The sequence below is a fragment of the Ensifer sp. genome, from assembly GCF_031989085.1.
Taxonomy (GTDB): domain Bacteria; phylum Pseudomonadota; class Alphaproteobacteria; order Rhizobiales; family Rhizobiaceae; genus Ensifer.
The window spans coordinates 198,666-224,373 of the sequence record NZ_DALZXU010000002.1; the positions used below are offsets into that span (position 1 = coordinate 198,666).

At 62.4% G+C, this 25,708-nt stretch carries 24 protein-coding genes; 14 read left to right on the top strand and 10 right to left on the bottom strand.

Annotation, left to right across the window (positions count from 1 at the left end):
• Positions 1–57: 57 nt before the first annotated feature.
• The 6 genes from RTP54_RS13865 to RTP54_RS13890 all read left to right on the top strand — a co-directional run bounded on the left by RTP54_RS13865 (position 58) and on the right by RTP54_RS13890 (position 7,217).
• A complete protein-coding gene (locus RTP54_RS13865; protein ID WP_112811577.1) occupies positions 58–999 on the top strand; it encodes a D-ribose ABC transporter substrate-binding protein in 942 nt (313 codons plus the stop codon).
• A 67-nt stretch (positions 1,000–1,066) separates the two neighbouring features.
• The gene (locus RTP54_RS13870) at positions 1,067–1,705 is read left to right on the top strand and encodes a DUF2291 family protein (RefSeq protein WP_312363493.1); all 639 of its coding nucleotides are present in this window, start codon (positions 1,067–1,069) and stop codon (positions 1,703–1,705) included.
• Positions 1,706–1,707: 2 nt separating this feature from the next.
• A complete protein-coding gene (locus RTP54_RS13875) occupies positions 1,708–3,252 on the top strand; it encodes a sugar ABC transporter ATP-binding protein (RefSeq protein ID WP_312363495.1) in 1,545 nt (514 codons plus the stop codon).
• Positions 3,252–4,316, top strand: coding sequence for an ABC transporter permease (locus RTP54_RS13880; RefSeq protein WP_112811574.1), 1,065 nt, complete (start codon positions 3,252–3,254; stop codon positions 4,314–4,316). The genes RTP54_RS13875 and RTP54_RS13880 overlap by 1 nt, the downstream gene beginning before the upstream one ends.
• Before the next feature lie 4 nt (positions 4,317–4,320).
• Complete coding sequence (locus RTP54_RS13885) at positions 4,321–5,355, top strand: Gfo/Idh/MocA family oxidoreductase (protein ID WP_312363497.1); 1,035 nt, start codon at positions 4,321–4,323, stop codon at positions 5,353–5,355.
• Between the two features lie 8 nt (positions 5,356–5,363).
• A complete protein-coding gene (locus tag RTP54_RS13890; RefSeq protein WP_312363499.1) occupies positions 5,364–7,217 on the top strand; it encodes a hypothetical protein in 1,854 nt (617 codons plus the stop codon).
• Between the two features lie 3 nt (positions 7,218–7,220).
• On the opposite strand, the gene RTP54_RS13895 is transcribed toward RTP54_RS13890, so the two are convergent.
• Positions 7,221–7,937, bottom strand: coding sequence for a transcriptional regulator NanR (locus RTP54_RS13895; protein ID WP_112811571.1), 717 nt, complete (start codon positions 7,935–7,937; stop codon positions 7,221–7,223).
• 147 nt (positions 7,938–8,084) lie between these two features.
• Between RTP54_RS13895 and oiaX the strand changes: the two genes are divergently transcribed.
• The 5 genes from oiaX (at position 8,085) to RTP54_RS13920 (ending at position 14,581) form a co-directional block, all read left to right on the top strand.
• On the top strand, positions 8,085–9,341 hold the full coding sequence (oiaX, locus tag RTP54_RS13900; protein WP_312363502.1) for a 3-oxo-isoapionate-4-phosphate decarboxylase OiaX: 1,257 nt from the start codon (positions 8,085–8,087) through the stop codon (positions 9,339–9,341).
• Positions 9,342–10,646, top strand: a complete 1,305-nt coding sequence (locus tag RTP54_RS13905) for a four-carbon acid sugar kinase family protein (RefSeq protein ID WP_312363503.1) — start codon at positions 9,342–9,344, stop codon at positions 10,644–10,646.
• Between the two features lie 450 nt (positions 10,647–11,096).
• Positions 11,097–12,245 (top strand): mandelate racemase family protein, encoded by a 1,149-nt coding sequence (locus tag RTP54_RS13910; protein ID WP_312363504.1) that lies wholly within the window; start codon positions 11,097–11,099, stop codon positions 12,243–12,245.
• A gap of 19 nt (positions 12,246–12,264) precedes the next feature.
• Positions 12,265–12,894, top strand: coding sequence for an SGNH/GDSL hydrolase family protein (locus tag RTP54_RS13915; protein ID WP_312363506.1), 630 nt, complete (start codon positions 12,265–12,267; stop codon positions 12,892–12,894).
• Positions 12,895–12,982: 88 nt separating this feature from the next.
• Positions 12,983–14,581, top strand: coding sequence for an ABC transporter substrate-binding protein (locus RTP54_RS13920; protein WP_312363507.1), 1,599 nt, complete (start codon positions 12,983–12,985; stop codon positions 14,579–14,581).
• 561 nt (positions 14,582–15,142) lie between these two features.
• On the opposite strand, the gene RTP54_RS13925 is transcribed toward RTP54_RS13920, so the two are convergent.
• From RTP54_RS13925 to RTP54_RS13965, 9 genes are all read right to left on the bottom strand, one after another.
• Positions 15,143–15,904, bottom strand: a complete 762-nt coding sequence (locus tag RTP54_RS13925; RefSeq protein ID WP_112811565.1) for an ABC transporter ATP-binding protein — start codon at positions 15,902–15,904, stop codon at positions 15,143–15,145.
• A complete protein-coding gene (locus RTP54_RS13930) occupies positions 15,904–16,740 on the bottom strand; it encodes an ABC transporter ATP-binding protein (RefSeq protein WP_312363509.1) in 837 nt (278 codons plus the stop codon). The genes RTP54_RS13925 and RTP54_RS13930 overlap by 1 nt, the downstream gene beginning before the upstream one ends.
• Positions 16,741–16,745: 5 nt before the next feature.
• The gene (locus RTP54_RS13935) at positions 16,746–17,633 is read right to left on the bottom strand and encodes an ABC transporter permease (protein WP_112816918.1); all 888 of its coding nucleotides are present in this window, start codon (positions 17,631–17,633) and stop codon (positions 16,746–16,748) included.
• Complete coding sequence (locus RTP54_RS13940) at positions 17,633–18,655, bottom strand: ABC transporter permease (protein ID WP_312363511.1); 1,023 nt, start codon at positions 18,653–18,655, stop codon at positions 17,633–17,635. The genes RTP54_RS13935 and RTP54_RS13940 overlap by 1 nt, the downstream gene beginning before the upstream one ends.
• Before the next feature lie 108 nt (positions 18,656–18,763).
• Positions 18,764–19,078, bottom strand: coding sequence for a cupin domain-containing protein (locus RTP54_RS13945; protein WP_112833463.1), 315 nt, complete (start codon positions 19,076–19,078; stop codon positions 18,764–18,766).
• A 62-nt stretch (positions 19,079–19,140) separates the two neighbouring features.
• Positions 19,141–19,890 carry a FadR/GntR family transcriptional regulator gene (locus tag RTP54_RS13950; RefSeq protein WP_312363515.1) on the bottom strand — a complete coding sequence of 250 codons (750 nt, stop codon included), beginning with the start codon at positions 19,888–19,890 and terminating at the stop codon, positions 19,141–19,143.
• Positions 19,891–19,972: 82 nt separating this feature from the next.
• On the bottom strand, positions 19,973–20,710 hold the full coding sequence (locus tag RTP54_RS13955; protein WP_112833485.1) for a FadR/GntR family transcriptional regulator: 738 nt from the start codon (positions 20,708–20,710) through the stop codon (positions 19,973–19,975).
• An 89-nt stretch (positions 20,711–20,799) separates the two neighbouring features.
• On the bottom strand, positions 20,800–22,311 hold the full coding sequence (locus RTP54_RS13960) for an aldehyde dehydrogenase (NADP(+)) (RefSeq protein WP_312363518.1): 1,512 nt from the start codon (positions 22,309–22,311) through the stop codon (positions 20,800–20,802).
• A 3-nt stretch (positions 22,312–22,314) separates the two neighbouring features.
• Complete coding sequence (locus RTP54_RS13965) at positions 22,315–22,776, bottom strand: hypothetical protein (protein WP_312363520.1); 462 nt, start codon at positions 22,774–22,776, stop codon at positions 22,315–22,317.
• A 194-nt stretch (positions 22,777–22,970) separates the two neighbouring features.
• Here RTP54_RS13965 and kduI point away from each other — a divergent pair, with 194 nt between their 5' ends.
• The 3 genes from kduI to kdgD all read left to right on the top strand — a co-directional run bounded on the left by kduI (position 22,971) and on the right by kdgD (position 25,551).
• Positions 22,971–23,795, top strand: coding sequence for a 5-dehydro-4-deoxy-D-glucuronate isomerase (gene kduI, locus RTP54_RS13970; RefSeq protein WP_312363522.1), 825 nt, complete (start codon positions 22,971–22,973; stop codon positions 23,793–23,795).
• Positions 23,792–24,535 (top strand): 2-dehydro-3-deoxy-D-gluconate 5-dehydrogenase KduD, encoded by a 744-nt coding sequence (gene kduD / locus RTP54_RS13975; protein WP_312363524.1) that lies wholly within the window; start codon positions 23,792–23,794, stop codon positions 24,533–24,535. The genes kduI and kduD overlap by 4 nt, the downstream gene beginning before the upstream one ends.
• A 104-nt stretch (positions 24,536–24,639) precedes the next feature.
• Complete coding sequence (gene kdgD / locus RTP54_RS13980) at positions 24,640–25,551, top strand: 5-dehydro-4-deoxyglucarate dehydratase (RefSeq protein WP_312363526.1); 912 nt, start codon at positions 24,640–24,642, stop codon at positions 25,549–25,551.
• The last annotated feature ends 157 nt before the right edge of the window (positions 25,552–25,708 follow it).

Below are 25,708 nucleotides of genomic sequence, written 5' to 3' on the forward strand. Positions count from 1 at the left end.
GGCCACTTTCAATGGAGGGGTGGCCGAGGAAGTCCTGTGCCTAACTGGGAGGAGAATATGAGAGTTACCCGTAGACTGATTACCGTCGGCTTCGCCGCCGTCCTTGCGGCAACGGCCGCAATGCCGGCTTTTGCTGCCGATCTCATCGCCATCATCACGCCAAGCCATGACAATCCGTTCTTCAAGGCGGAAGCGGTCGGCGCGGAAGCCAAGGCCAAGGAACTCGGATACGAGACGCTGGTGCTGGTCCATGACGACGATGCCAACAAGCAGTCGCAGCTGATCGATACCGCCATCGGCCGTGGCGCCAAGGCGATCATTCTCGATAATGCCGGCTCGGAAGCTTCGATTGCCGCCGTCAAGAAGGCCAAGGACGCGGGCGTTCCCTCGTTCCTGATCGACCGCGAAATCAACGCGACCGGCATTGCCGTCTCGCAGATCGTCTCGAACAATTATCAGGGTGCGCAGCTTGGCGCTGAAGAGTTCGTGAAGCTGATGGGCGAGAAGGGCAATTACGTCGAGCTGCTCGGTCGTGAAGCCGACCTCAACGCCGGCATTCGCTCCAAGGGCTATCACGACGTCATCGACGAATACCCCGAGATGAAGATGGTTGCCCAGCAGTCTGCCAACTGGAGCCAGACCGAAGGTTACTCCAAGATGGAGACCATCCTTCAGGCCAATCCGGACATCCAGGGCGTGATCGCCGGCAACGACACGATGGCCATGGGCGCCATCGCAGCGCTTCAGGCCGCCGGCCGCAAGGATGTCATCGTCGTCGGCTTCGACGGCTCCAACGACGTGCGCGACTCGATCAATGCAGGTGGCATCAAGGCGACCGTCATGCAGCCGGCTTACGCCCAGGCCCAGCTCGCCGTCACCCAGGCGCATGAGTACATCACGACCGGCAAGGCGCCGGCCGAAGAAAAGCAGCTGATGGACTGCGTGCTGATCACGGCAGCCAATGCAGACAAGCTCGAGACGTTCGCGCTCTCCGAATAAACTTCCCGCGATAGCGCAAGGCGGGCGATCCCCGCCTTGCGAGCTATAGTCATCACGGAGAACGGGAATGCTTAAGGTTCAGGCTGCATGTACGCTCATGCTTGCCGGCGCTCTTGCGCTTGGCGGCTGCAAGCTCGTCAAAACAGAGGATGAGCAGAAGCAGGCGGCTGCCGGTGCTTTCAATCCCGACAAACTGGTCGCAGACATCTGGGATGCCAAGGTAGTGCCCTATCTTGATGGTCGGGCCGGGGCGCTCCAGGAGGTCACGGCGTTGACCGCGAGCAACCTTGATGCGGCGGCGGAAAAATACGGCCACAAGGAAAAGCAGGGCAATGCGCCCTGGACGTTTGCCGCCAAGATCGACGGCGTGATCGTGGCTGAGGAAACGAAGTCGCGCGCCGGCTATGTCGACGTCGATGTCGACGGCGACGGCAAGGCGGATGCGCGTGTCTCCATCGGTCCGGCCATACGCGGCACGGCGCTGCGCGACAGCCTCGACTTCGTCAATTTCAACGAATTCAAGAACCAGATCGAATGGGCCCAGTACGGAAAGTCGTTCAACACCCATGTGAACGGCACCCTGCTTGAGAAGTTGCCGCGCGACGGCCTGACGGGCAAGAAGGTCAAGGCAACCGGCGCCTATCCATTGCCTGCCAAGGGCCAGTTGCCGCAGTTTGTGCCGGCCACCATCACCGTTGGAGGCTGACCATGAGCGGCATCGACGACGGCGACGTCATCCTTGAACTGAAGGACATCACCAAGGCCTATTCCGGCATCGTGGCGCTCAAGAACGCGGATCTGAAACTCCGGCGCGGCGCGGTGAACGTGCTGGTCGGCGAAAATGGCGCCGGCAAGTCGACGATGATGCGCATCATCGCCGGCGTGGAAAGGCCGACGCTCGGCGAAATCTGGCTCGACGGTGAGCGCATTCAACTCGGCAGTCCTGCCGACGCCGTCAGCCACGGTATCGGCATTGTCTTCCAGGAGCTGAACCTCTTCGGCAATCTCTCCGTCGCCGAGAACATTTTTGCCACGCGAGAGATGACGCGCGGTCTTCGCGGCATCGATCATCGGGCACAGGTCGAGAAGGCCAATGAGTTCCTTAACCGCCTGGAAGCGGGGATCTCGGCGGAGACGCTCGCCGAGGACCTGCCGATCGGGCAGCAGCAGCTGGTCGAGATCGCGCGCGCGGTGTCGCTCGACACACGCATCCTGATCATGGACGAGCCCACGTCGGCGCTGAGTGCCGCCGAGGTCGATATTCTCTTTCGCGTCATCTCCGATCTCAAGGCACGCGGTGTCGCCATCGTCTACATCTCGCACCGGCTGGAAGAGCTGATGCGCATCGGCGACTACATCACCGTCCTGAAGGATGGCCAGATCACCGGGCATGCCATGGTCAAGGACATCGACACACGCTGGATCGTGCGCTCGATGATCGGCTCCGATGCCAAGGATTTCGCCAAGCAGGTCGATCATGAGCCGGGGGAGGAGATCTTCCGCGCCGAGGACATCTGTCTGCCCCGCGCGCAGGGCGGCTTTGCCGTCGACCATGTTTCGATCGGCGTGCGCAAGGGCGAAATACTCGGCATCTACGGCCTGATGGGTGCCGGGCGTTCGGAGCTCTTCGAGTGCATCATGGGCTGCCACGAACATGCAACGGGCAGCATCTATATCGACGGGCATGAACTGAAGGACCGCGATACGACGCGGCGTATTCGCAACGGACTGGCGCTCATTCCCGAAGACCGCCAGCGCGAGGGGCTGGTGCAAACCATGTCGATCGCGGACAACCTGACGATGGCGAGCCTCGGGCAGTTCCTGAGGGCCGGCTTCCACATCGACGTCGCCCGCGAAGCCAAGGCGATCAAGGAGGCCATCCGCAATCTTTCGATCAAGGCCAGGAACCCCGAATTCGACGTGACGTCCATGTCGGGCGGCAACCAGCAGAAGGTGGTGATCGGCAAGGCGCTGATGACCGGGCCGAAGATCCTGCTGATGGATGAGCCTAGCCGCGGCATCGACGTCGGCGCAAAGGCCGATGTCTTCCTGACCATGCGGCGCCTGGCGGGCGAGGGGCTCGCCATTCTGTTTTCCACCTCCGACCTCGAGGAGGTCATGGCCCTTTCCGACCGTATCGCGGTCATGAGCAACGGTCGGCTGGTCACCGTGGTCGATCGCAGGCACGCGACCGATGAGATGATCGTTTCGGCCTCTGCCGAGGGGCATAAAACCAAAAGGATGCATGCGTGATGACGACAGCAACGCAAACTGCCGCCGCCGACAGCTTTTCCAGCGGCTCGGCGCTTCTCACGCTCATGAAGCTGAGGACGTTCATCGCGCTTTTCGCGGTGATCATCTTCTTCTCGATCGCCGCACCGAACTTTCTTTCGACCGGCAACATGATCCTCATGACCAAGCACGCGACGCAGAATGCGTTCCTGGCGATCGGCATGACCTTCGTCATCATTACCGGTGGGATCGATCTCTCCGTCGGCTCGATCGTCGGCCTTTGCGGCATGATCGCTGGCGGGCTGATCATGTACGGCGTGGTTATGCCGCTCGGCTACACCATGTACTTCAACGTCATCGAAGTGGCGATCATCGTTGCCATCGTCGGCATCCTGATCGGCGCCATCAACGGCCTGCTGATCACCCGGTTGAACGTCGCACCGTTCATTGCGACACTGGGCACGCTCTATGTGGCGCGCGGCATGGCGCTCCTTTATTCGGACGGCCAGACATTGCCCAATCTCACGGGGCGCGAGGATCTCGGCAACCAGGGCTTCAGCTATCTCGGCTCCGGCACGATCTTCGGCTTGCCGGTCTCCGTCTGGATCCTGGTCGTTGTCGCGCTTGGCGCCGGATATTTTGCCCGCTTCGTGCCGCTCGGCCGGCACATCTTTGCGGTTGGCGGCAATGAGCGCGCCGCGCGCATGTCGGGTATCCGCGTCAACCGGGTCAAGATGTTTGTCTACATGTTCTCCGGCTTCTGCGCGGCGATCGTCGGGCTGGTCATATCGTCTGAACTCATGGCCTCACATCCGGCAACCGGCACCAATCTCGAACTCAACGCCATTGCGGCCGCCGTTCTTGGTGGTACATCGATGTCTGGCGGGCGCGGGACAATCGGCGGCACGATCATCGGCGCCTTCGTGATCGGGATTCTCTCGGACGGATTGGTGATGATGGGTGTCAGTTCATTCTGGCAGATGGTGATCAAGGGACTGGTGATCATCGTCGCCGTGGTTGTCGATCAGGCGCAGCGTCGCCTGCAGCAGCGCGTCACCCTCATGCAGATGGCAAAGGCGGGCTGAGCATATGGGCAGCATAAAGGGCGCGCTCATCGGCTGCGGCTTCTTCGCGGTCAATCAGATGCACGGCTGGCACGACCTGACCAACGTCGAGATCGTGGCGGTCTGCGATCGTGATCCGGAACGGCTGCGGGTTGTCGGCGATCAGTTCGATATCTCGCGACGCTACACGTCGGCGGAAGCGATGTTTGCCGATGGCGGTTTCGATTTCGTCGACATCGCGACCACCGTAGGCAGTCACCGGGCATTGGTTGAACTTGCCGCTTTCCACAAGATCCCCGCGATCTGCCAGAAGCCGTTCGCGCCGACGCTCGAGGATGCCAAGGCCATGGTCAAGGCGGCCGACGAGGCCGGCATCGCCCTGATGATCCACGAGAATTTTCGCTGGCAGACGCCCATCCTCGCGGTGAAGGCAGTGCTTGAAAGCGGGGCGATCGGCGTACCGTTCTGGGGCCGCATCTCGTTTCGCTCCGGCTTCGACGTCTTTTCCGGCCAGCCTTATCTTGCCAAAGGAAAGCGTTTCATCATCGAGGATCTCGGCATCCATTCGCTTGATATCGCTCGGTTCCTTTTCGGCGATGTGAGCCGGATGACCGCCCGCACGGCGCGCATCAACAAGGCGATTGTCGGCGAGGATGTTGCGACGATGCTGCTCGATCACGACAGCGGCATAACCTCCATCGTCGACGTCAGCTACGCGACGAAACTGCCCGAAGAGCCGTTTCCGGAAACCTTCGTGGAAATCGACGGCAGCGAGGGGACCTTGCGCCTTGGCAAGGATTACAGGCTGAGTGTCCATTCCGCTGATGGAACAAGGGAGAGTGTCGTTGCACCGAACCTGCTGCCCTGGGCTTCGCGACCCTGGCACAATATCCAGGAAAGCGTCGCGCTGATCCAGAAGCATTGGGTCGAGCGCCTCGCCTCCGGGCAGCAACCGGATACGTCGGGCCGGGACAATCTGAAGACCTTCGCTCTGGTCGAGGCCGCCTATCTGAGTGCCAAGCGCGGCGAAACGCTTGACGTCGGCGAGCTGTTGGCATGAGCCGGGAGATGCTGCGTCTTTGTGGCACCGCCGAGCGCGAGCCGGAAACCCGCACGCTGGTCGCCGGTGATCTCCGCGTGGAGCTGCAGAACGGCAATCTCGCCGGCTTGCGCTTCCGGGGGCACGAAGTGCTGCGCGGCATTTCCTTCCTCGTTCGCGACAGGGATTGGGGCACGTGCACAGCCTTGATCACGGATCTCGCGATCGCCGAACAGGACGGCTGCTTCACGCTGCGTTATCACGCTCGCTTTACGGCACCATCGGGCGCAAATCTCGACTGCAAGGCCGCGATTTCCGGCACATCTGACAGCGTGACCTTTTCTGCCGACTGTATCAGCGACGCGGATTTCGAGACCGCGCGCGCCGGCTTCGTGGTCCTGCATCCCATCGTCGGGGTGGCAGGAGAACCTGTCGACGTCAGGCATGGCGACGGTCGCGTCGAGCACGCGCGGTGGCCGAAAGAGATCGAGCCCTGGCAGCCTTTCAAGGACATCGCCGCAATCACCCATCACGTGGCGCGCGGCATCGTGGCGACGACGGAATTTCAGGGCGATGTCTTCGAAATGGAAGATCAGCGCAACTGGACGGACGCATCCTACAAGACCTATGTCCGGCCGTTGGCTCTGCCCTGGCCCTATCTTGTGACCAAGGGCACCGCCTTCACCCAGCAGATCTCCGTGCAGATCCGCGCGGAGAAGGATGCCGCGCCCGCGGTCGCCGATTTGGATGCGATCGCCGTGAGATTGGTGCCCACGGCGCATCGGCTGCCCGCAATCGGCATCGGTTTGCGGCCGGAATGCCTTGGGGAAGAACTGGCCTCGCTGCCGCTACTGCAGACAGTCGGCGCCGAGCATCTGCTCGCCCACTTCGATCCGGGCGCCGGACATGGCATCGATGCGCTCGAGGGATATGCTGCGATCGCGGCACGGTCCGGGCTCAAGGTGACGCTGGAACTGGCCGTGCCGTGCGTGCGCCCCCTCGCCGAGGAAATGGGCGCGTATGCGGCGCTCGTCCAGCAAGCAGGGTTGCGGCTCGACACGCTGTTCGTCTGTCCGTCCGTCGACCGGCAGTCAACGCCGCCCGGAAGTGCGTGGCCGCCATGCCCTGAGCTCGCCGATGTCTACGCGGCGGCGCGCGAGGCCTTTCCCGGCATTCGCCTTGGCGGCGGCATGATGAGCTACTTTACCGAACTCAATCGCAAGCGGGTGCCGGCGGATCTGATCGACTATGTCAGCCACGCGACCTGCCCGATCGTCCATGCGGCCGACGATCGCTCGGTCATGCAGACCTTCGAGGCGCTGCGCCATGTGGTCGACACGGTCAGGGCTATCTACGGCGACAAGCCCTATCGCATCGGTCCCTCGACGATTGCCATGCGCCAGAACCCTTACGGCAGCGCGACGAAGCAAAACCCTGGAGGCTCTCGGATCCCGATGGCCGATCGCGACCCACGGCACAATGGCCAGTTTGGCGCCGCCTTTGCTTTGGCCTATGCGGCGACTGTCGCTCCGGCAGGACTTGAGGTGCTGACGCTTTCGACGCTTTCCGGCCCGTTCGGGCTTTCGGCCGGGGCAGGAGAGCCGATGGCGAGTGGCGAGCTTCGACCCCTGGCCAAAGTTCTTGCACGGCTCGGAGCGCTCTCGCGGCGCCCCCTCCATGTGGTCGAGACGTCGCGCCCGGATGCGGTTGTCGGCCTGGCATCGGGCGAGCACCTGCTGCTAGCCAACATCAAATCGTCCTCGCAACACGTTGTTTTGCCGATGAAACCTTCGCGCGTATTCGATATCGTGACTGAAGAGGAAATTCCCGCAAAGCAGAGACTTGCGCTGCCGCCCTACGGCTGTGTCGAGATCGTGCTCTGAGCGCTACTTCTGGCTCTTGAGGGCGTAGAGCGCGCGGGAGCGTTCGAGGTGCTTGACCATGGCCTGCTCGGCGAAATCGGCGTCACGGCTCTCGATGGCGCGGATGATTTCCTCGTGTTCCGAGAGGGTGAAATTCTCTCGCCCCGTCCAGATGAGCATTTCGGTATGATAGGATTTCAGCCATCCCAGCATCGCGCCGCTGACGGCCACGAAGATCGGGTTACCGGAAATTCCGGCGATGCAGTGGTGAAACTCCATGTCCGCGTCGATGAATGCGTCGGCATCGCCGAGGCTCTGCTTCTGCTTGTCGAGGAGGGCGCGAAGCTCGGCGATATGTGCGGCGCTCGCCTTGGCGGCCGCTTCGCGAACCATGCCGCGCTCGAAGAAGATGCGCGCGCTCTTCAGGTGCTCAAGAGAATCCGACGAACCCGACAGCATCAGCTTTGCCGGAAGGTCGACTTGACGAATGATGGATTCGGCGGTGATGCGCAGCACCTTGGCGCGCTCGCCTTGCGAGATCTCGACGAGGCCCTTGCCCGCGAGCGCCTGCATTGCTTCGCGGATGGCAGGGCGGCCGACGCCGTAGCGCTCCATGAGTTCACGTTCGGAGGGCATTTCATCGCCCGCCTTCAGTTCGCCGGTTTCGATCATCTGCTTCAACCGAGCGAAGACTTCATCGGAGAGTTTTTTGCGGACGATCGGTTCGGAAATGGCGTTCATTGAGTCACCTGATTTGGACAGGTTTGAATATGCATCAAGTTCCATCCTCGCAACAGTCTTGCCGAGATGGCTTGCAATAACATAAATACTCATTATACCAGTTGATGTGCCGAAACAAGCCTGTTGCGACGTTGAAGGGATAATGACGTGATCCGCCTGACCTACCGGATAGAGACGCCCGGCTCCGTGGAGGCGATGGCGACGAAGATTGCCAGCGACCAGTCGACGGGCACCTTCGTTGCGCTGCCCGGCGAGACCGAGGAACTCAAGGCGCGGGTTGCCGCGCGCGTCGTCGCGATCCGTCTCTTGCCGTCGACCGATCGTGCCTCTTTTCCCGATGAGGCCGGTGGCAACACGAAGTTCAATCGCGCCGATGTCGATATCGATTTTCCGATGGATGCGGTCGGCACCGACCTTGCAGCCTTGATGACGATCGCGATCGGCGGCGTCTATTCGATCAAGGGCATGACCGGCATTCGCATCGTCGGGATGAAGCTGCCCGGGGAATTCCAGGCGGCGCATCCGGGCCCGCAATTCGGCGTCGGTGGCAGCTTTGCGCTGACTAGTGTGAAGCATCGGCCCATTATCGGCACGATCGTCAAGCCGGCGCTGGGGTTGAGGCCGCATGAAACCGCTGAGATGGTCGGTGATCTGATCGAGGCGGGCGTCGACTTCATCAAGGATGACGAGAAGCTGATGAGCCCGGCCTATTCGCCGCTGAAAGACCGGGTGGCCGCGATCATGCCGCTGATCCTCGATCACGAGCAGAAGACCGGCAAGAAGGTGATGTATGCTTTCGGCATCAGCCACGCCGATCCTGACGAGATGATGCGCAATCACGACCTCGTGCTGCGGGCCGGCGGCAATTGCGCCGTCGTTAACATCAATTCGATCGGCTTCGGTGGGCTCGCCTTCCTGCGCAAGCGCTCCGGCCTGGTGCTGCACGCACACCGCAACGGCTGGGATATCCTGACCCGCCATGCCGGCCTTGGGCTGGAATTCTCCGTCTGGCAGCAGTTCTGGCGCCTGCTCGGCGTCGACCAGTTTCAGATCAACGGCATCAGAGTGAAATACTGGGAGCCGGATGAAAGCTTCGTGCGCTCCTACAATGCCGTGAGCACGCCGATGTTTTCAGAGAAAGACGTGGCACTGCCGGTGATCGGCTCCGGCCAATGGGGAGGGCAGGCGCCCGATACGATCAAAGCCACAGGCGGTTCCACCGATCTGCTTTATCTGTGCGGAGGCGGCATCGTCAGCCATCCGGGCGGTCCGGGCGCCGGTGTGAGGGCGGTGAAGCAGGCCTGGGAGGCAGCGGTTGCCGGTGTGCCGCTCGATACCTACGCCAAAGACCATCCGGAACTGGCGCAATCGATTGCGAAATTTGCCGATGGCAAGGCGGCCTAGATGACGTCGCGCCCCCTGATCAGCTACTATGGCGACGACTTCACCGGCTCGACCGATGTCATGGAGGCGCTGGCCTCGAACGGGGTCGAGACGGTCCTGTTTCTGAAAACGCCCAGCGAAGACCTGCTTTCGCGCTTTCGTGGCGCGCGCGCCTTTGGCCTTGCCGGCACAAGCCGCAGCGAGACGCCGGAATGGATGGACAGGCATCTGAAAGACGCCTTCACGTGGCTGAAGACGCTCGATGCCGAGCTCTGCCATTACAAGGTCTGCTCGACCTTCGATTCCGCTCCACATGTCGGAAGCATCGGCCGGGCGATCGAGATCGGCCGTGACGTCTTCGGCAAGGAGACGGTGCCGCTCATCGTCGGAGCGCCGCAGATCCGCCGTTACACGGCCTTCGGCGAACTCTTCGCCGCCTATCAAGGGTGCAACTACCGCATCGATCGCCACCCGGTGATGTCGCGCCATCCGGTCACGCCAATGGATGAGGCCAACCTGCTGCTGCATCTCGCGCGGCAGACGAAACTTTCCTCCGCCTTGGTCGACATCGTCTCGATCGTCGAGGGGGGTGAGACGGAGGAAGCCGATGTGCTGCTCCTCGACGTCGTGAACGAGGCGACGCAGGCTGCTGCGGGCAGGCTGCTTTGGAGAAGCCTCCGGCGCCGGAGCCCTTTCGTGTGCGGTTCCTCCGGCGTCGAATACGCCCTGATTCCGGCCTGGCGTCACGAGGGGCTCGTCGCAAGCAAACCCGCCTTCGCGGACGTCGGGCCGGTCGATCGCATCGCTGTCGTCTCGGGCAGCGTCTCACCCACGACCGAGCGACAAATTCGCCATGCGCTGGCTGATGGCTTTGGCGGCGTCACGCTCGACCCGCTCGCGCTATCGGGCGATGGCCGCACGGCGGCGATCGAAACGGCGGTGGAGGCCGGTCTGGCTATGCTTGAAGGCGGCAAGAGCGTTGTTCTCTACACGGCAATGGGCCCGTCGGCCGATCGCGGCGGCGAACTCGATTCGTCCGACGGCGCACGCCATCGGCTCGGCCGGGCGCTTGGCCAGATCCAGTCGGAACTCGTTTCGCGCGCCGGGCTTGGCCGCGCGGTTGTGGCGGGCGGCGATACCTCCAGCCACGCGCTCGGCGAGATGGGCATTTCCGCCCTCACGCTCAAAATGCCGCTGCCGCAAACGCCCGGCTCTCCACTGTGCATCGCCCATGGCGGGCCGGCAGATGGTCTTGAGATCGCGCTCAAGGGCGGTCAGGTCGGGGGCGACGACTACTTCTCCATGATCCGGGCGGGGAAGGCCTAGAGGGTCTCGAAGGAAACGCGCTCCGCAACAAGCGACATGGACCAACCAGTCAGGACCCTGCGTTTGAGTGGCCGCAATTACCGTTCTCTTCTCCCGTGTCTCGATGCGAACACGCCTGGTCGCCCTGCCACATGGCGGCGGGGCCGCCGACCGATGACCTGGCTACGCCGTCAGCGGGCCTGAAATCTCCGTTCCTGAAATGCGCCAGCTGCGGCTTCCGGCCAGATGACGCCGGCAAGCCGTCCGCGGCTGACATGTCGTGCAGCAAGCGGAAAATTCCGGCACTCGGCCATGCGGTTTTTGGGATCGTCGGACAACGCCTGCGCCAATCCTTGTCAGTCATCCAAATAAAGCTGTAATACAAGTTTGACAGGTATGCGATAATCTGTCTAAATATGTGTAATACAGGATGGCTCGGTAAGCCGACCGATTTCGCATACCGGAGGAACAATGATCATCACCGACGTCGAGGTGCGGGTGTTCCGCACGACCACGCGCCGCCATTCAGACAGTGCTGGTCACGCCCATCCAGGTCCGCCGCATCAGGTGGAGCAGGCGATGCTGACCATTCGCACGGAAGATGGCCGTGAAGGCCATTCCTTCACCGCTCCGGAGATCGTTCGCCCGCACCTGATCGAGAAATTCGTCAAGAAGGTGCTCATCGGCGCTGATTACCGCGACCGCGAACGGCTTTGGCAGGATCTCGCCCACTGGCAGCGCGGCTCCGCGGCACAATTGACTGACCGCACGCTTGCCGTGGTCGACTGCGCTTTGTGGGATCTGGCGGGCAGGACGCTCGATCAACCTGTATACAAATTGATCGGCGGTTATCGCGACAAGGTGCTGGCCTACGGCTCTATCATGTGCGGCGACGAACTGGACGGTGGATTGGCAACGCCCGATGACTACGGGCGTTTTGCCGAGACCCTGGTCAAGCGCGGCTACAAGGGTATCAAGCTGCACACCTGGATGCCGCCGGTCAGCTGGGCGCCCGACGTGAAGATGGACATCAAGGCTTGTGCGGCCGTTCGCGAGGCGGTCGGCGCGGATATCCGGCTGATGATCGACGCCTTCCACTGGTATTCCCGCACGGATGCGCTCGAACTTGGCCGAGGGCTCGAAAAGCTCGCCTTCGACTGGATCGAGGAGCCGATGGATGAACAGTCGCTGTCTTCCTACAAGTGGCTTGCGGACAATCTCGACATTCCCGTCGTTGGTCCGGAAAGTGCGGCGGGCAAACACTGGCACCGTGCCGAATGGATCAAGGCTGGCGCCTGCGACATCCTTCGCACCGGCGTCAACGATGTCGGCGGCATAACGCCGGCGCTGAAGACCATGCATCTGGCCGAGGCCTTCGGCATGGAATGCGAAGTCCATGGCAACACCGCGATGAACCTGCATGTGGTGGCTGCGACCAAGAATTGCCGCTGGTACGAACGCGGCCTGTTGCACCCGTTCCTCGAATATGACGATGGCCACGACTATCTGAAGTCTCTTTCCGATCCGATGGATCGGGACGGCTTCGTGCATGTGCCGGATCGGCCGGGGCTCGGCGAAGATATAGATTTCGACTTCATTGAAAACAACCGCGTGCGGTGAATGGCGAGGTGATCGAGCAATGAAGACCGTTCTCGCCTTCGGCGACAGTCTGACCTGGGGCGCGGATCCGACGACGGGCCTGCGTCATCCCCCGGAGGGGCGCTGGCCCGAGGTGCTCGCTCGCGAGCTCGGCGGCTCGGCAACGGTCATCTCGGAAGGGCTCGGCGGGCGCACGACCTGCTACGAGGACCATGCAGGGCCCGCTTGCCGCAATGGCGCCAAGGCGCTGGAGATCGCGCTTGCAAGCCACATGCCGCTCGATCTCGTGATCGTCATGCTTGGGACCAACGACTTGAAGCCCGTGCATGGCGGACGCGCGGAGGGAGCGGTTTCGGGAATGCGCCGGCTGGCGCAGATCGTCGACACGTTTCCCTACAAGCCACGCAGTGCCAAGCCGAAGCTCCTGATCGTCGCGCCGCCCCCTTGCTCGCCAGGCGCGGCGGGGCACCCGGCGGCAGGACGAAGTATCGAAGAATCCGAGCGGCTTTCGCCGCTCTACAGCAAGCTTGCCGGCGAACTCGGCCATGCGTTTTTCGACGCCGGCACGGTGGCGCGGGGCTCGCGGATCGACGGCGTGCATCTGGAGGCCACCGCGACGGCCGCCATCGGCCGGGCACTCGCAGCGCCGGTCAGCGCAATTCTGCACTGATCCGTTTCAACGCCTGCGGAGGAGCAGGCGGGCGGATCTTGAAACTGGTAGGCCAAAATCCGCAAGGGATGGCCGCAAAGGAGGAAGCATGAGACACTTTTTTCTAAGAGCCGCGCTTGGTGCGCTGCTCGCCACGGCGGCACCGATCGGTGCGTTCGCGGAAACGCCGGCGGACCAACTGGTCGTCGCCACCACCATGAGCAACATTCTGACGCTCGATCCCGCTGCCATTACCGGCCGCGAGACCGTGCAGGTGCTCAACAACATCTATGACACGCTCGTCGTCCTTTCACCGCAGGACCGGAGCGTCCAGCCGAGGCTTGCCGAGCGCTGGGAAATTGCCGACGACCGCAAGTCGATCCGCTTCCATCTGCATGCAGATGCGAAATTTGCGTCCGGCAATCCCGTGACCGCCGCTGACGTCGCCTGGAGCTTGAAGCGGTTGCTTGTCCGCAATCTCGCTCAGTCGTCCTTGCTCAAGACCCGCGGCTTCACTGCGGAGGGTGCCGACACGGCGTTCGTTGCGGAGGACGACAACACCTTCGTGATCAACCTGCCGAAGCCCGACGACCCGAACCTGCTGCTGATGGTCCTGGCACAGAACGGACCGGGCTCCATTCTGGACAGCAAGACGGTGCTCGAGAACGAGAAGGATGGCGACCTCGGTGCGGCATGGCTGACGCTGAATTCGGCCGGCTCCGGCCCGTTCACGCTGGCGCAATGGAAGTCGAACGAATACATCATTCTCGCCCGCAACGACGACTACTGGGGCCAGAAGGCCGCGATGAAACGCGTCCTGATGCGCCATTTGCCGGAATCCCAGTCGCAGCGGCTGCTGCTGGAGAAAGGCGATATCGACGTAGCCTATTCGCTCCAGGCGCCGGACCTGAAGTCGCTCGAGGCTGACAAGGCGATTGCCATTGCATCGACGCCCGGTTCCGGCTTCTACTATCTCAGCGTATCGATGAAGGACGAACGCTTCGCCAACAAGAAAGTCCGCGAAGCGCTACGATACCTGATCGACTATGAGGGTCTCGACAAGGCGGTGATGCCCTACTACGGCAAGCTGCACCAGCGGCCGCTGTCGAGTGGCGTTCTGGGTGTGCTCCCGGACGAGGGCTACAAGCTGGACGTTGCCAAGGCCAAGGCACTGCTGGCCGAGGCCGGCTATCCCAATGGATTCAAGACCACGCTCAGGGTTCTCTCGGAAGATCCGTTCATGAAGGCGGCGACCGCGATCCAGAACACGCTTGCCCAGGCCGGTATAGAGGCCGAACTCATCAGCGGTTCCGGTGACCAGATCTACGGGGCGATGCGCGAGCGAAACTTCGAACTGCTGCTCGGTCGCGGCGGCGGCGGCCAACAGCCGCATCCCGACAACAACCTGCGCGCCATTGCCTACAATCCCGACAATTCGGATGAGGCGAAGCTGACCAACTACCAGAGCTGGCGCACGAGCTTCTACGACGAAAAACTGAACAAGTTGATCGAGGAGGCCCTGGTCGAGCGCGATCCCGCCAAACAGGCCAAGCTTTACGAAGGTGTGCAGACCTACATGGACGAGATCGTCATGTCGATCCAACCGTTCGCGGAAGTGGTCGATACCGCCGCGTACCGGAGTGATGTGAAGGGCATGATCGTCAGCCCCTGGCTTTCCCGCTTCGAGGGCGTCGCCAAGGAGCGTTGATCCCTTCCTGTTTCTGGGCAAAAGACGAAATGGCGCGTGGAAACACGCGCCATTTCACGTTCGGGCGTAGGGAGCCGTGCGCGCCGAACAGGCGGGCGCGCTATCGCGCACCTCTGGACGAGGCCACCGCTGTCGCGCGCTTGGAACCTGCTTCACATTCTGGCTGAGGCGAGAAAGCGGCGCTCCAAATCCTGTGCCGATCATTCAGTGCCATTGGGACATGCCAGCCTGCGCAGGCAGCGCGCGAACGATGGCCGCCCGCGGCCGCAGGTCACGGGGGCGAGAGCCACAGATGCGGCGAGGGCGCGGCGCGTCGCTGGCTGGCGGGTGCGATGGCCTTCCCGCTTTAGATGTGGTGGGACGCATTCGCTGGTCCCTCGGCTTGAGCCGCCCGGTGGGCAAGCCGCCTCATCCAAAACTTGGTATAGATGGCATTGTCGATGGCGGTCGAACAACCGCGCGGCGCCGCTCCGGTTATGCAGCCACCGTCGTGGCAAAAAAACGCCCCTGTCTCCAGGGGCGCTCTGTCGTTGCCAGCGTGTCCTAACTCTGTCAGCCCGATCAGTGTGCGTTTTCGTATTCCAGGGAAGCGCCGATGAGTTCGCGAGCGTAGGGATGGGTTGCGCCGTTTGCGGGGATCGCATCGCGCGGCAGCACTTCGGTGATCTCGCCGTGCAACATCACGGCGAACCGGTCGCACATGTGATCGACGACGGCCAGATCGTGGGTCACCATGATGTAGGTGAAGCCGCGTTCCTCCCGCAGGCGCTGGAGCAGGTTCAGGATTTCGGCCTGTACGGAAACATCAAGCGCCGACGTCGGCTCATCGAGAAGCAGGAGCGAGGGCTCCAGGATGAGGGCCCGGGCGATGGCCACCCGCTGCCGCTGGCCGCCGGAAAGCTGGTGCGGAAAGCGATCGAGGAACGACAGGGGCAGGCCGACATCGGTGATCGCCTTGCGCATGCGCTCCTCGCGATTGCCGAGCTTGTGGATGGCCAGGGGCTCGTTGAGCACGGTGCGCACGGACTGGCGCGGATGCAGCGAACCGTAGGGATCCTGGAAGACCATCTGCACCATGCGGCAGCGCTCGATCAGCGGCATCGCGCGCACGGACTTGCCGTCGATCAGGATGTCGCCCGTCCAGATGTCGGTGAGCATGGAGATGCATCGCAGCACCGTGGACTTGCCCGAGCCGCTTTCGCCGACGAGACCGAAACATTCGCCGGGGCTGACCGAGAAGCTGACGCCGGGCAGAACCCTGACGGCAGTGGGACCGGCGCCGAAGGTGATCGACACATCACGGGTTTCGACGGAAACGGACATCAGGCTTTCTCCTCCAGCCATTCGGGTTGGCGATCGAGCACGGCAAGCGGTGCCCGCCCGCCACCGATCTTCGGCTGTGCTGCCAGAAGGCCGCGCGTGTAGGGGTGCTCTGCCCTGTCGAGATCGCGGGCAGCGAGTGTTTCGACCACGCGGCCGGCATACATGATCAGCACCCGGTCGCAGAAATTGCGCACAAGGTTCAGGTCGTGACTGATCATGATCAGGCCGATGCCCCGGTCGCGGACGAGACCGTCGAGAATGTTCAGCACCTGCAGGCGGACGGTGACGTCGAGCGCGGACGTCGGTTCGTCGGCGATGACGAGGTCGGGATCAGCGAGCAGCATCATGGCGATCATCACCCGCTGGCCCATGCCGCCGGAAATCTCGTGCGGATATTGCTCGTAGACCCGCTTCGGATCGCGGATCTTGACCGCTTCCAGCATGGCGAGCGCCTTGTCGCGCGCTTCCGTCTTCGTACACCTGAAATGGCGCAGATAGGTCTCTGCCACCTGGTCGCCGACGCGTCGGATCGGGTTGAGTGAGAACTTGGGATCCTGAAGGATCATCGACATGTGCCGGCCGCGGACCTTCAACATCTCTCTTTCCGAAAGCGTCAGAAGCTCTCGGTCTCCAAAGCGCAGCGTGTCTGCCGTGATGGTGGCGCCCGGCAGAAGCCGCAGCAGAGCGCGCCCGACCGTGGACTTGCCGGAGCCGGATTCGCCGACGATCCCGAGCCGCTCGCGGCCGAGCGTGAAAGTGACGCCGCGCACGGCCTCGGTCGAAGCGCCGCCGTAGCGGATCCTCAGATTGTCGACCTCTAGAATGGGCTTTTCCATCGGGCTTACCTCCGGTTCATCTGCTTGGGGTCGAGTGCATCGCGCAAACCGTCGCCGAGCAGATTGAATGCGAGACTGACGGTCAGGATCGAGATTCCCGGGAAGGTGACGAGCCACCAGCTGTCCAGCATGTAGCGGCGTCCGGTCGCGATCATCGCACCCCATTCGGGAAGCGGCGGTTGGGCGCCAAGGCCGAGGAAGCCGAGGCCGGCGGCGGTGAGGATGACGGTCGCCATGTTCAGCGTCAGGCGGATGAGGACCGAAGGAAGGCACATGGGCATGATCGACTTGACGATGATGCGTGCCGGCGAGGCGCCCTGCAGCCGGGCGGCGGAGATGTAGTCCGCCTTGCGGAAGGTCATGGCCTCGGCCCGCGCCAGCCGCGCGATCGGCGGCCAGGAGGTGAGCGCAATGGCGACAATGGCGTTGTTGAGGCTCGGTCCGAGTGCGGCGACGAAAGCGAGCGAGAGAATGAGGCTCGGAAACGACAGAAAGATATCGGTGATGCGCATCATCACCGTATCGACCTTGCCGCCGAGATAGCCGGCGGTCGTGCCGATGATCAGGCCGATGGGGCCAACGACGACCGACACGAGGAAGATGATCGTCAGCGTGATACGGGCGCCCCAGACCAGCCGGCTGAAGATGTCGCGGCCGAGCTCGTCGGTGCCGAAGAGATGCCCGTTGCCGGGTGCCTGCAGCGTCAGCGCAAGATCCTGCGCGTAGGGGTCGTGGGTGGCGATCAACGGCGCAAAGGCGGCGACCAGGACGAGCAGCGTCAGAACGGCAAGACCGAATGCCGATGTCGGGCTTTTCAGGAGAAACAGCACGATGTTCTTCAACGCAAGCAGCGGTGCGGGCAGGCGGAAACTGGTTTCGGTGCTGGTAGACATCAGCGTGTCCTCGGATCGAAGATGCGGTAAAGAACGTCGGACAGAAGATTGAGCCCGATGAAGATGACGCCGACGATCAGGACGCAGGTCATGACCGCGTTCATATCGCCGGTGATGAGATTGTTGGTGAGGTATTGGCCGAAACCCGGCCAGGCAAAGACGGTCTCGATCAGGACCGCGCCTTCGAGCAAGGAGCCGTAGGCGAGCGCTATGATGGTGACGAGCTGGACGCGGATGTTGATGAAGGCGTGCCGCCAGATCGTCTGGTTGCGCGATAGCCCCTTCACCCGCGCGGTCGTCACATATTCTTGGCCCAACTGGTCGAGCATGAAGCTGCGCGTCATGCGGGTGATGTAGGCGGAAGAGGAATAACCGAGCAGGGCGGCCGGCAGGATGATGTGGTTTACCGCGGACCAGAACACATCCATTTCGCCGGCGATGAGGCTGTCGATCAGAAGGAATCCGGTGCGTTCATCAACGAGGCCGATATAGAACTGATCCATGCGGCCGCTGCCGCCGACCAGGCCGAAATGGGCATAAAAGACGATGAGGGCGATCATACCTGTCCAGAAAATCGGCATGGAATGGCCAAAGAGACTGAAGACGCGCACGACATGGTCCGGCCACCGATCCTTGTTGACGGCGGCAAAGACGCCAAGCGGCACGCCAAGGCCCGCTCCGATCAGAATGGCGAAGGTGGCCAGCTCGATCGTCGCCGGCATGACATGCAGGATGTCCTGGATGACGGGCTGGCCGGTGCGGATGGACGTCCCGAAATTGCCGGTAAAGACGTCGTGCAGGTAATAGAAGAACTGTTCCCAGAGCGGGCGATCAAGGCCGAGCGAGCGGTATACCTGTTCGTAGGTCTCACGGGTCGCATCTTCGCCGACCATGGCGCGCACGGGATCGGCGGGCATCAGCCGGCCGATGAAGAAGGTCAGAAGCAGCAGGCCGAGCAGCGTGACCGCAATGGTCCCGACCTGCCCGGCTGCGCCATAGAAGCGTATGCGACGGTGTGACATGATTCCTCCGTTTGTCATTCGCCGGACGGGAGGCGATACAGGCTCCCATCCTGTATGACAACTTAATAAAATCTGTCACAGGTTGTCGATGCTGTCAAGCCAATCCGCTCACAGGAAATCGTCTCTGCGAGGCGTAAAGCAGTCGATCAGCTCGCCAGCCTCGATGCACTGGCAGCCGTGTTCGGTATTTCCGGGAATGACGAGGCTGTCACCGGCCTTAAGCTCATAGGCTACGCCGTCGCGGAAGAAGCGAAAGCGGCCGCGTGCGACATAGGTCGATTGCACGTGCGGATGGCTGTGCAGCCGGCCTTCGGAGCCGCTTTCGAAGCGGAAGGACACGACCATGACCTCCGGGGAATGAGACAGCACCTGCCGAGTGATGCCGGCATCGGTCGGGGTGGCGGGAAAGACGGGAAGAGTCATGGAGACCTCGCTAGTGATGGATGACGCCACTAGTATACATGTCTCTATATCTGTAATACAAGCTACGACAAGCTGATATCTTCAGGCGCCAGTGTACGCGAACGCAGCAAGATCTTGTAGCGATCGAGGCTGCCGCGAAGATGGGCGCGCATCCGTTCGCGCGCCGCCTCGGCATTTCCTTCGATGATGGCGTCGAGGATCAGGCCGTGTTCTTCCTGAAGATGAAGGTTGTAGTCTTTCGGGCGCGAACCGGGGGGCGAGCCCTGAAGCTCGCCGCGCGGGATGATGCCCGATCGGATCAGTTGCAGGAATTCCGGGAAGCGCCGGTTCTGCGTGGCCTCCGCGATGGCGAGGTGCAATTTGAAGTCCGCGTCGCGGGTCGGGCTCCCGGTCGCCAGGCATTCTCCAACGTGATGGTGAGCCTCGAGAATGGCTTCGATCTGAGCGGCGGAACGGCGCGACGCGGCGAGCCCTGCCGATTCCACTTCGAAAACGGTCCTGAGCTCGAGGAGTTCGATGACCGAGGAAATCCGCTCGGTGGTCAGGTCCTTGAACGGCTGCTTCTTTCCCTCCGACGCGGCAAGGGCAAAGATCCCGGCCCCCTTGCGTGCCTCCACCAGGCCGTCGGCCCGAAGGATAGCAATTGCCTCGCGCACGACGGTGCGGCTGACGGAATATTCGCGGGTCAGCGCACTTTCGCTGGGAAGCCGATCGCCGGGCTTGAAGACGCCATCGGTCAGGTCGCGACGCAGGTTGGTGCTGATCTTCGCTGCGAGCGACGTGCCTCTGGCGTGGTTGTTGTCGGCTTCCATTTCTGCTTCACCTGCATTGAACCTGTCTGGTATGTTATCGGTTATCTGTCCGAATGCAAGGGAGAGCTGTCCAGGGCGTGTGTCAGCGTGAAGTGCGCAGTATCGCGCGATAGCGTGCCTGGCTATTCCGCAAGTGCGTACGCATGGCGGCGCGGGCGGCCGTCTCGTCGCCGTTTTGAATGGCAACAAGGATGGCTTCATGCTCTTGTGCGAGCCGCTCGATATCGGCGGCGGGCAGGGCGGTCTCCTCGCCGCTATCCGTTACGGCTCGGCGGGGGATGAGCGTCGGGCCCAGCATCTGCAGGAACTCGCCGAAGCGGGGGTTGTTGGTCGCCTGGGCAATTGCGAGGTGAAAGGCGAAATCGGCTTCCGCACTCGGGCGGCCTTCTGCCGAGCTCGTGCGAAAGGCATCGAGCGCCTCGATGATCTTTTCCTCCTGGGCCGGCGAGCGCCGCAGCGCGGCAAGACCCGCGGCATCGCCCTCGACAGCGGTTCGAAGCTCCAGCATTTCGATCAGCGACGACACACGGGCAAGGTCGATGTTCTGGAACGGGCGGCGTTCGGCGAGCGCGGGATCCAGCACGAAGACGCCGGCACCCTGGCGCGGCTCCACCAGCCCGTCGGATCGAAGCGCAGCGATCGCTTCGCGCACGACCGTCCTGCTGACGCCGAATTCCTGCGTCAGCTGCGCTTCGGAGGGAAGCCGGTCGCCCGGCCTGTGATTTCCCTTGGAGATGCGCGCGCGAAGCGCATCGGCAACCTTGACCACTAGCGTTGTGGCCTGCGTGGGCGTCGTATCCTGTGCGGTTGCTTTCGTCATACAATCGAACCATTCGCTGAGTGGGGCGATCATCCGCCCTTGATTGTGGATACGCCATTGCCGGGCAATGGCGCAATCCGTTGCTCGTTCTATCCGAGGTCCTCGCACAGCAATGCCTCGGGAATGTTCTGATAGGCGACCGGCCTGAGGAACCGGCGGATCGAAAGGGTCCCGACGGAGGTGGCCCCGAAATTGGTGGAGGCGGGATAGGGGCCGCCATGGACCATGGCGTCGCAAACTTCGACGCCGGTCGGATAGCCGTTGGCCAGCACGCGGCCCGCCTTGCGCTCGAGGATCGGCAGCAGCCTGCGCGCCAGTTGCGTGTCGGCCTCATCCAGATGCAGCGTGGCGGTCAGCTGACCGGCAAAGCTCTTTGCGACGGCAACCATCTCGTCGGGCGTTGAGGCCGTGACGATCAGTCCGAGCGGGCCGAAGACCTCCTCGGCAAGTTCGTGGTTGGAGAGCCAGTCCGCCCCGCAAACGCGGAAAAGGTTGGGGGTGGCGTTGCGCAAGTCGCAACTGGAGGTCAATACCGCGCGCACGCCGGCGCCTGCCGCAATTCGCACGCCGCCTTCTCGATAGGCCCTCGCCATCCCGTCCGTCAGCATCACCTGCGGGCCGACTTCGCTCAGCGCGATGCGGGCTGTCTCTGCAAATGCATCGGCTTCAGAGGTGAGAACAACGGCGATGCCGGGATTGGTGCAGAATTGCCCGGCCCCCATCGTCAACGAGCTTGCCCATCCCCGCGCGATCTGCGCGCCCCGTGTCTTCGCCGCCTCAGGCAGTATGAACATCGGGTTCACCGAGCCCAGTTCTCCGAAGAACGGTATGGGCTCGTTGCGGGAGGCGCAAAGGTCGAAAAGCGCACGGCCACCGGCAAGCGAACCGGTAAATCCGACCGCCTTGATGAGCGGATGCGTGACGAGCGCCGTGCCGACGTCTCGGCGGCCGCCCTGGATCAGCGAGAAGACGCCCGGATGGATTCCGTTCTTCCTGATTGCGGCCTGTGCCGCCTCTGCAACGATCTCGCTGGTGCCGGGATGGGCGGAGTGTCCCTTTACGACAACGGGGCAACCGGCCGCGAGCGCTGCGGCGGTGTCTCCACCCATCGTCGAAAAGGCGAGCGGAAAATTGGACGCGCCAAAGACCGCGACGGGGCCGAGCGGTCGCTGTATCAGCCTGATATCGGGGCGGGGCATGGGCATGCGATCGGGCAGCGCATGGTCATGGCGGCGGTCGAGATAGTCGCCCTTGCGGATGTGGGACGCAAACAGGCGCAGTTGCCCGGTCGTGCGGCCGCGTTCACCTTCCAGGCGCGCCGCAGGCAGACCTGTTTCAGAGGTGCCGATCGCGGTGATTTGGGGGCCGCGAGCCTCGATCTCGTCGGCTATGGCCTCAAGGAGACCGGCGCGGGTTTCGCGGGAGGAATAGCCGTACGACCAAAAGGCTTCCTCGGCGGCCTCGGCGGCGCTGTTTACCAAGTCGACGTTGCCGACAGAAAACGCGAAGGCATCTCCGTGGGCGGGCTCGCTGCGAAACGTGGGTTGCGTGGAAATCCATTCGCCGGCGACCAGATGCCTGCCGTGGGTGATATAGGTCATTCTCTACTCCTTGAAGATCGGATTATCGACGAAACTGCCGCCCTCCAAGCCGACCATGGGGTCGTGTGGGTCGGGTTTCGGGGTGAGGGGTGTTATGTGCTTCGGCATTGTCGCCCGGCGTCCAGACAAGCCGGCCGAGATGCGAATATCCCACCAGCCGGCGTCGTTGCCCGCGCCGCCCCAGATGACCGGGCAACCGAGCGTCTGTGCGTGGAAGATGGCCTCGATCATCGAGGTGAAATCACCGTGGGGAACTGGTTCGACAGCACCGTCGCAGCCGGAAACCATTGCACGCACGGCGGCCGCGTCGGAACGGCCGCAGCAGGCCATGCGCTTCTCACCTTCACCCGGGTTGTCGACAGGGACACGATCGTCGAGGTGAATGATCTCGGTGAGCGGGGCAGGGCGCGTTCGCACCACTTGGCCGAGTTGACCGGCAGCGCCGGTGATCAGAAGGCGGCACACTTCCTTTTTCCTTCGATCCCGGCCCGACGCGGGTTCGGCGGCGTACGCATGGCGCCCAGATGTCCGGCGCAGCACTCCACGCCGAAGAACGACATTCGCGTATCGAGCTTGCTGGTATCTTGACCTTGACTGACATATCATACAATAACGATAACATATATTACATGTCGTCTACAATGTGATGGAGGAAATTTATGCTGACCGTGGAAACAAGGCAGGCCGTCAATCCGGAATACGCCAAGGCGCTCGATACGTCCGGGCTGCGCAAGCATTTTCTGGCGCAGGACATGTTCAGGACCGGAGAGATCCGGCTGATCTACACCCACTACGATCGCTTCGTGATCGGTGGAGCGGTGCCCGGAGAAGAGCCGCTGACGCTCGCAAAGGTCGCGGAGACCAGAACGCCGCTCTTCCTCGATCGCCGCGAAATGGGCATCGTCAACATCGGCGAGGCCGGCACGGTGACGGCGGGCGGCGAGACGTACACTTTGGCGCGCGGCGATGTCCTCTACCTCGGTGCCGGAACGGGCGAGGTAACCTTCGCCGGCAAGGGGCGGTTCTACATCACCTCCTGCCCGGCCCATCGCAGCCTGCCGGCGCGGCTCATCACCGGGGCGGATAGCAAGGAAGTTAAGCTCGGGGCGTCGGAGACCTCCAACAAGCGCACCATCAACCAGTTCATCCACCCGCTGGTGATGGAAAGCTGCCAGCTGGTTCTCGGCTACACGACCCTTGAGGATGGATCGGTCTGGAACACGATCCCATCTCACATCCATGACCGCCGCATGGAGGCCTACCTCTATTTCGGCATGGACGAGAAATCCCGGGTTCTGCATCTGATGGGTGAGCCTCAGGAGACCCGGCACCTGTTCATTGCCAACGAAGAGGGCGCGCTTTCGCCGCCCTGGTCCATCCATTCGGGCGCGGGGATCGGCTCCTATACCTTCATCTGGGCGATGGCCGGCGACAACGTCGACTACACCGACATGGACTTCATTCAGCCGGAGGACCTGAAATGATGAATTCCTTTTCACTTGAGGGGCGCAAGGCACTTGTGACCGGATCAAATACCGGGCTTGGCCAGGCGATTGCCATCGGCCTGGCTACAGCCGGCGCGGAGGTGATTTGCGCAGCCCGCCGGCCGCCGGAAGAAACCCTTGGCCTGATCGCGCAGGCGGGCGGCAAGGCAAGTGCACTGTCTCTCGATTTTGCCGATCCGATGGCTGCGCGAGATGTATTCGAAGGGCAGGGCATCGACATCCTGGTCAACAATGCCGGCATCATCCGGCGCGCCGATGCGGTGGATTTCACCGAGGAGGACTGGGATGCGGTGATGGATGTGAACCTGAAGGCGCTCTTCTTCACGACCCAGGCCTTCGCAAAGGAATTGTTCGCCAGAGGTCGCACGGGAAGAGTGGTCAATATTGCGTCGCTGCTTTCCTTTCAGGGGGGTATCCGTGTGCCGTCCTATACGGCCGCGAAACATGGCGTCGCCGGGCTCACCAAGTTGCTTGCAAACGAATGGGCGGGCAAAGGCATCAATGTCAACGCGGTCGCGCCGGGCTACATCGAAACCAACAACACCGAAGCTCTTCGTGCTGACGCAAACCGCAACAAGGCGATCCTCGAGCGCATTCCTGCCAATCGCTGGGGTCGATCCGAAGATATCGCCGGCGCTGTGGTCTTCCTGTCTTCGGCTGCAGCGGACTACGTACATGGCGCAATCCTCAACGTCGATGGCGGTTGGCTGGCGCGGTGAGATGCCGGGCATTAAGTTGTACGATCACTTGTATGATAACTTGTTGACATCTGTACTATGTGTGACTAAATGGGCGCAGGAAGCATGCATAGAGGAAAAATGAAATGAACCCTGAAAACATCAAGGCCGCTCTCGGCTCCGGTCTTCTCTCCTTCCCGGTCACGCATTTCGACGCTGAAGGGCGCTTTGCGCCGGAGAGCTACAAGGCCCATGTCGAATGGCTTGCCGGCTATGACGCTCCGGTGCTTTTCGCAGCCGGGGGCACCGGGGAATTTTTCTCGCTGAAGCCGGACGAGATCCCTGGTGTCGTCGCTGCCGCCAAGGAAGCCGCAGGAGAAACGGCGATCGTTTCAGGCTGTGGCTACGGCACCGATATCGCTGTTGATATCGCCCGTTCGGTGGAAAAGGTCGGAGCGGACGGCATCCTGCTTCTGCCGCACTACCTGATCGATGCGCCCCAGGAAGGCCTTTACGCCCACATCAAGAAGGTTTGCCAGTCGGTGGGTATCGGCGTCATGGTTTATAACCGCGACAATTCGGTGCTGCAGGCCGACACACTCGCCCGCCTTTGCGACGAATGCCCGAACCTGATCGGGTTCAAGGACGGCACGGGTGACATCGCCCTTCTGCGCCAGGTCACCGCCAAGATGGGTGATCGCCTGATGTATCTCGGTGGCATGCCCACGGCGGAACTCTTTGCCGAAGCCTATCTCGGAGCCGGCGTCACGACCTATTCGTCCGCCGTGTTCAACTTCGTGCCCGGTCTGGCCAACGAGTTTTACTTCGCACTTCGCGCCGGCGATCGCGCCACCTGCGAGCGTATCCTTATCGATTTCTTCTACCCGTTCATGGCGATCCGCAATCGCGCGAAAGGCTATGCCGTATCCGCAGTCAAGGCGGGTGTTCGCTTGCAGGGCTTCGACGCCGGCCCGGTGCGCGCGCCACTCGTCGATCTGACGGATGGCGAGCTGGCGATGCTCGAGACACTCATCGGCACGCACAAGCGCAAGGCCTGACAGCGCGAACGGCGGCGAAGCGCGATGAAGGTCATCGCCGTCGCGACACATCTTCCGGGCGTCCGGCCGAGGCACACGCCTCGGCCGGACCTGCCTCTTGCTCTATAATGCGAACGCGCGGCTTAAGCGGGGCCAGCGTTTTCCGACCGTTCCGCCG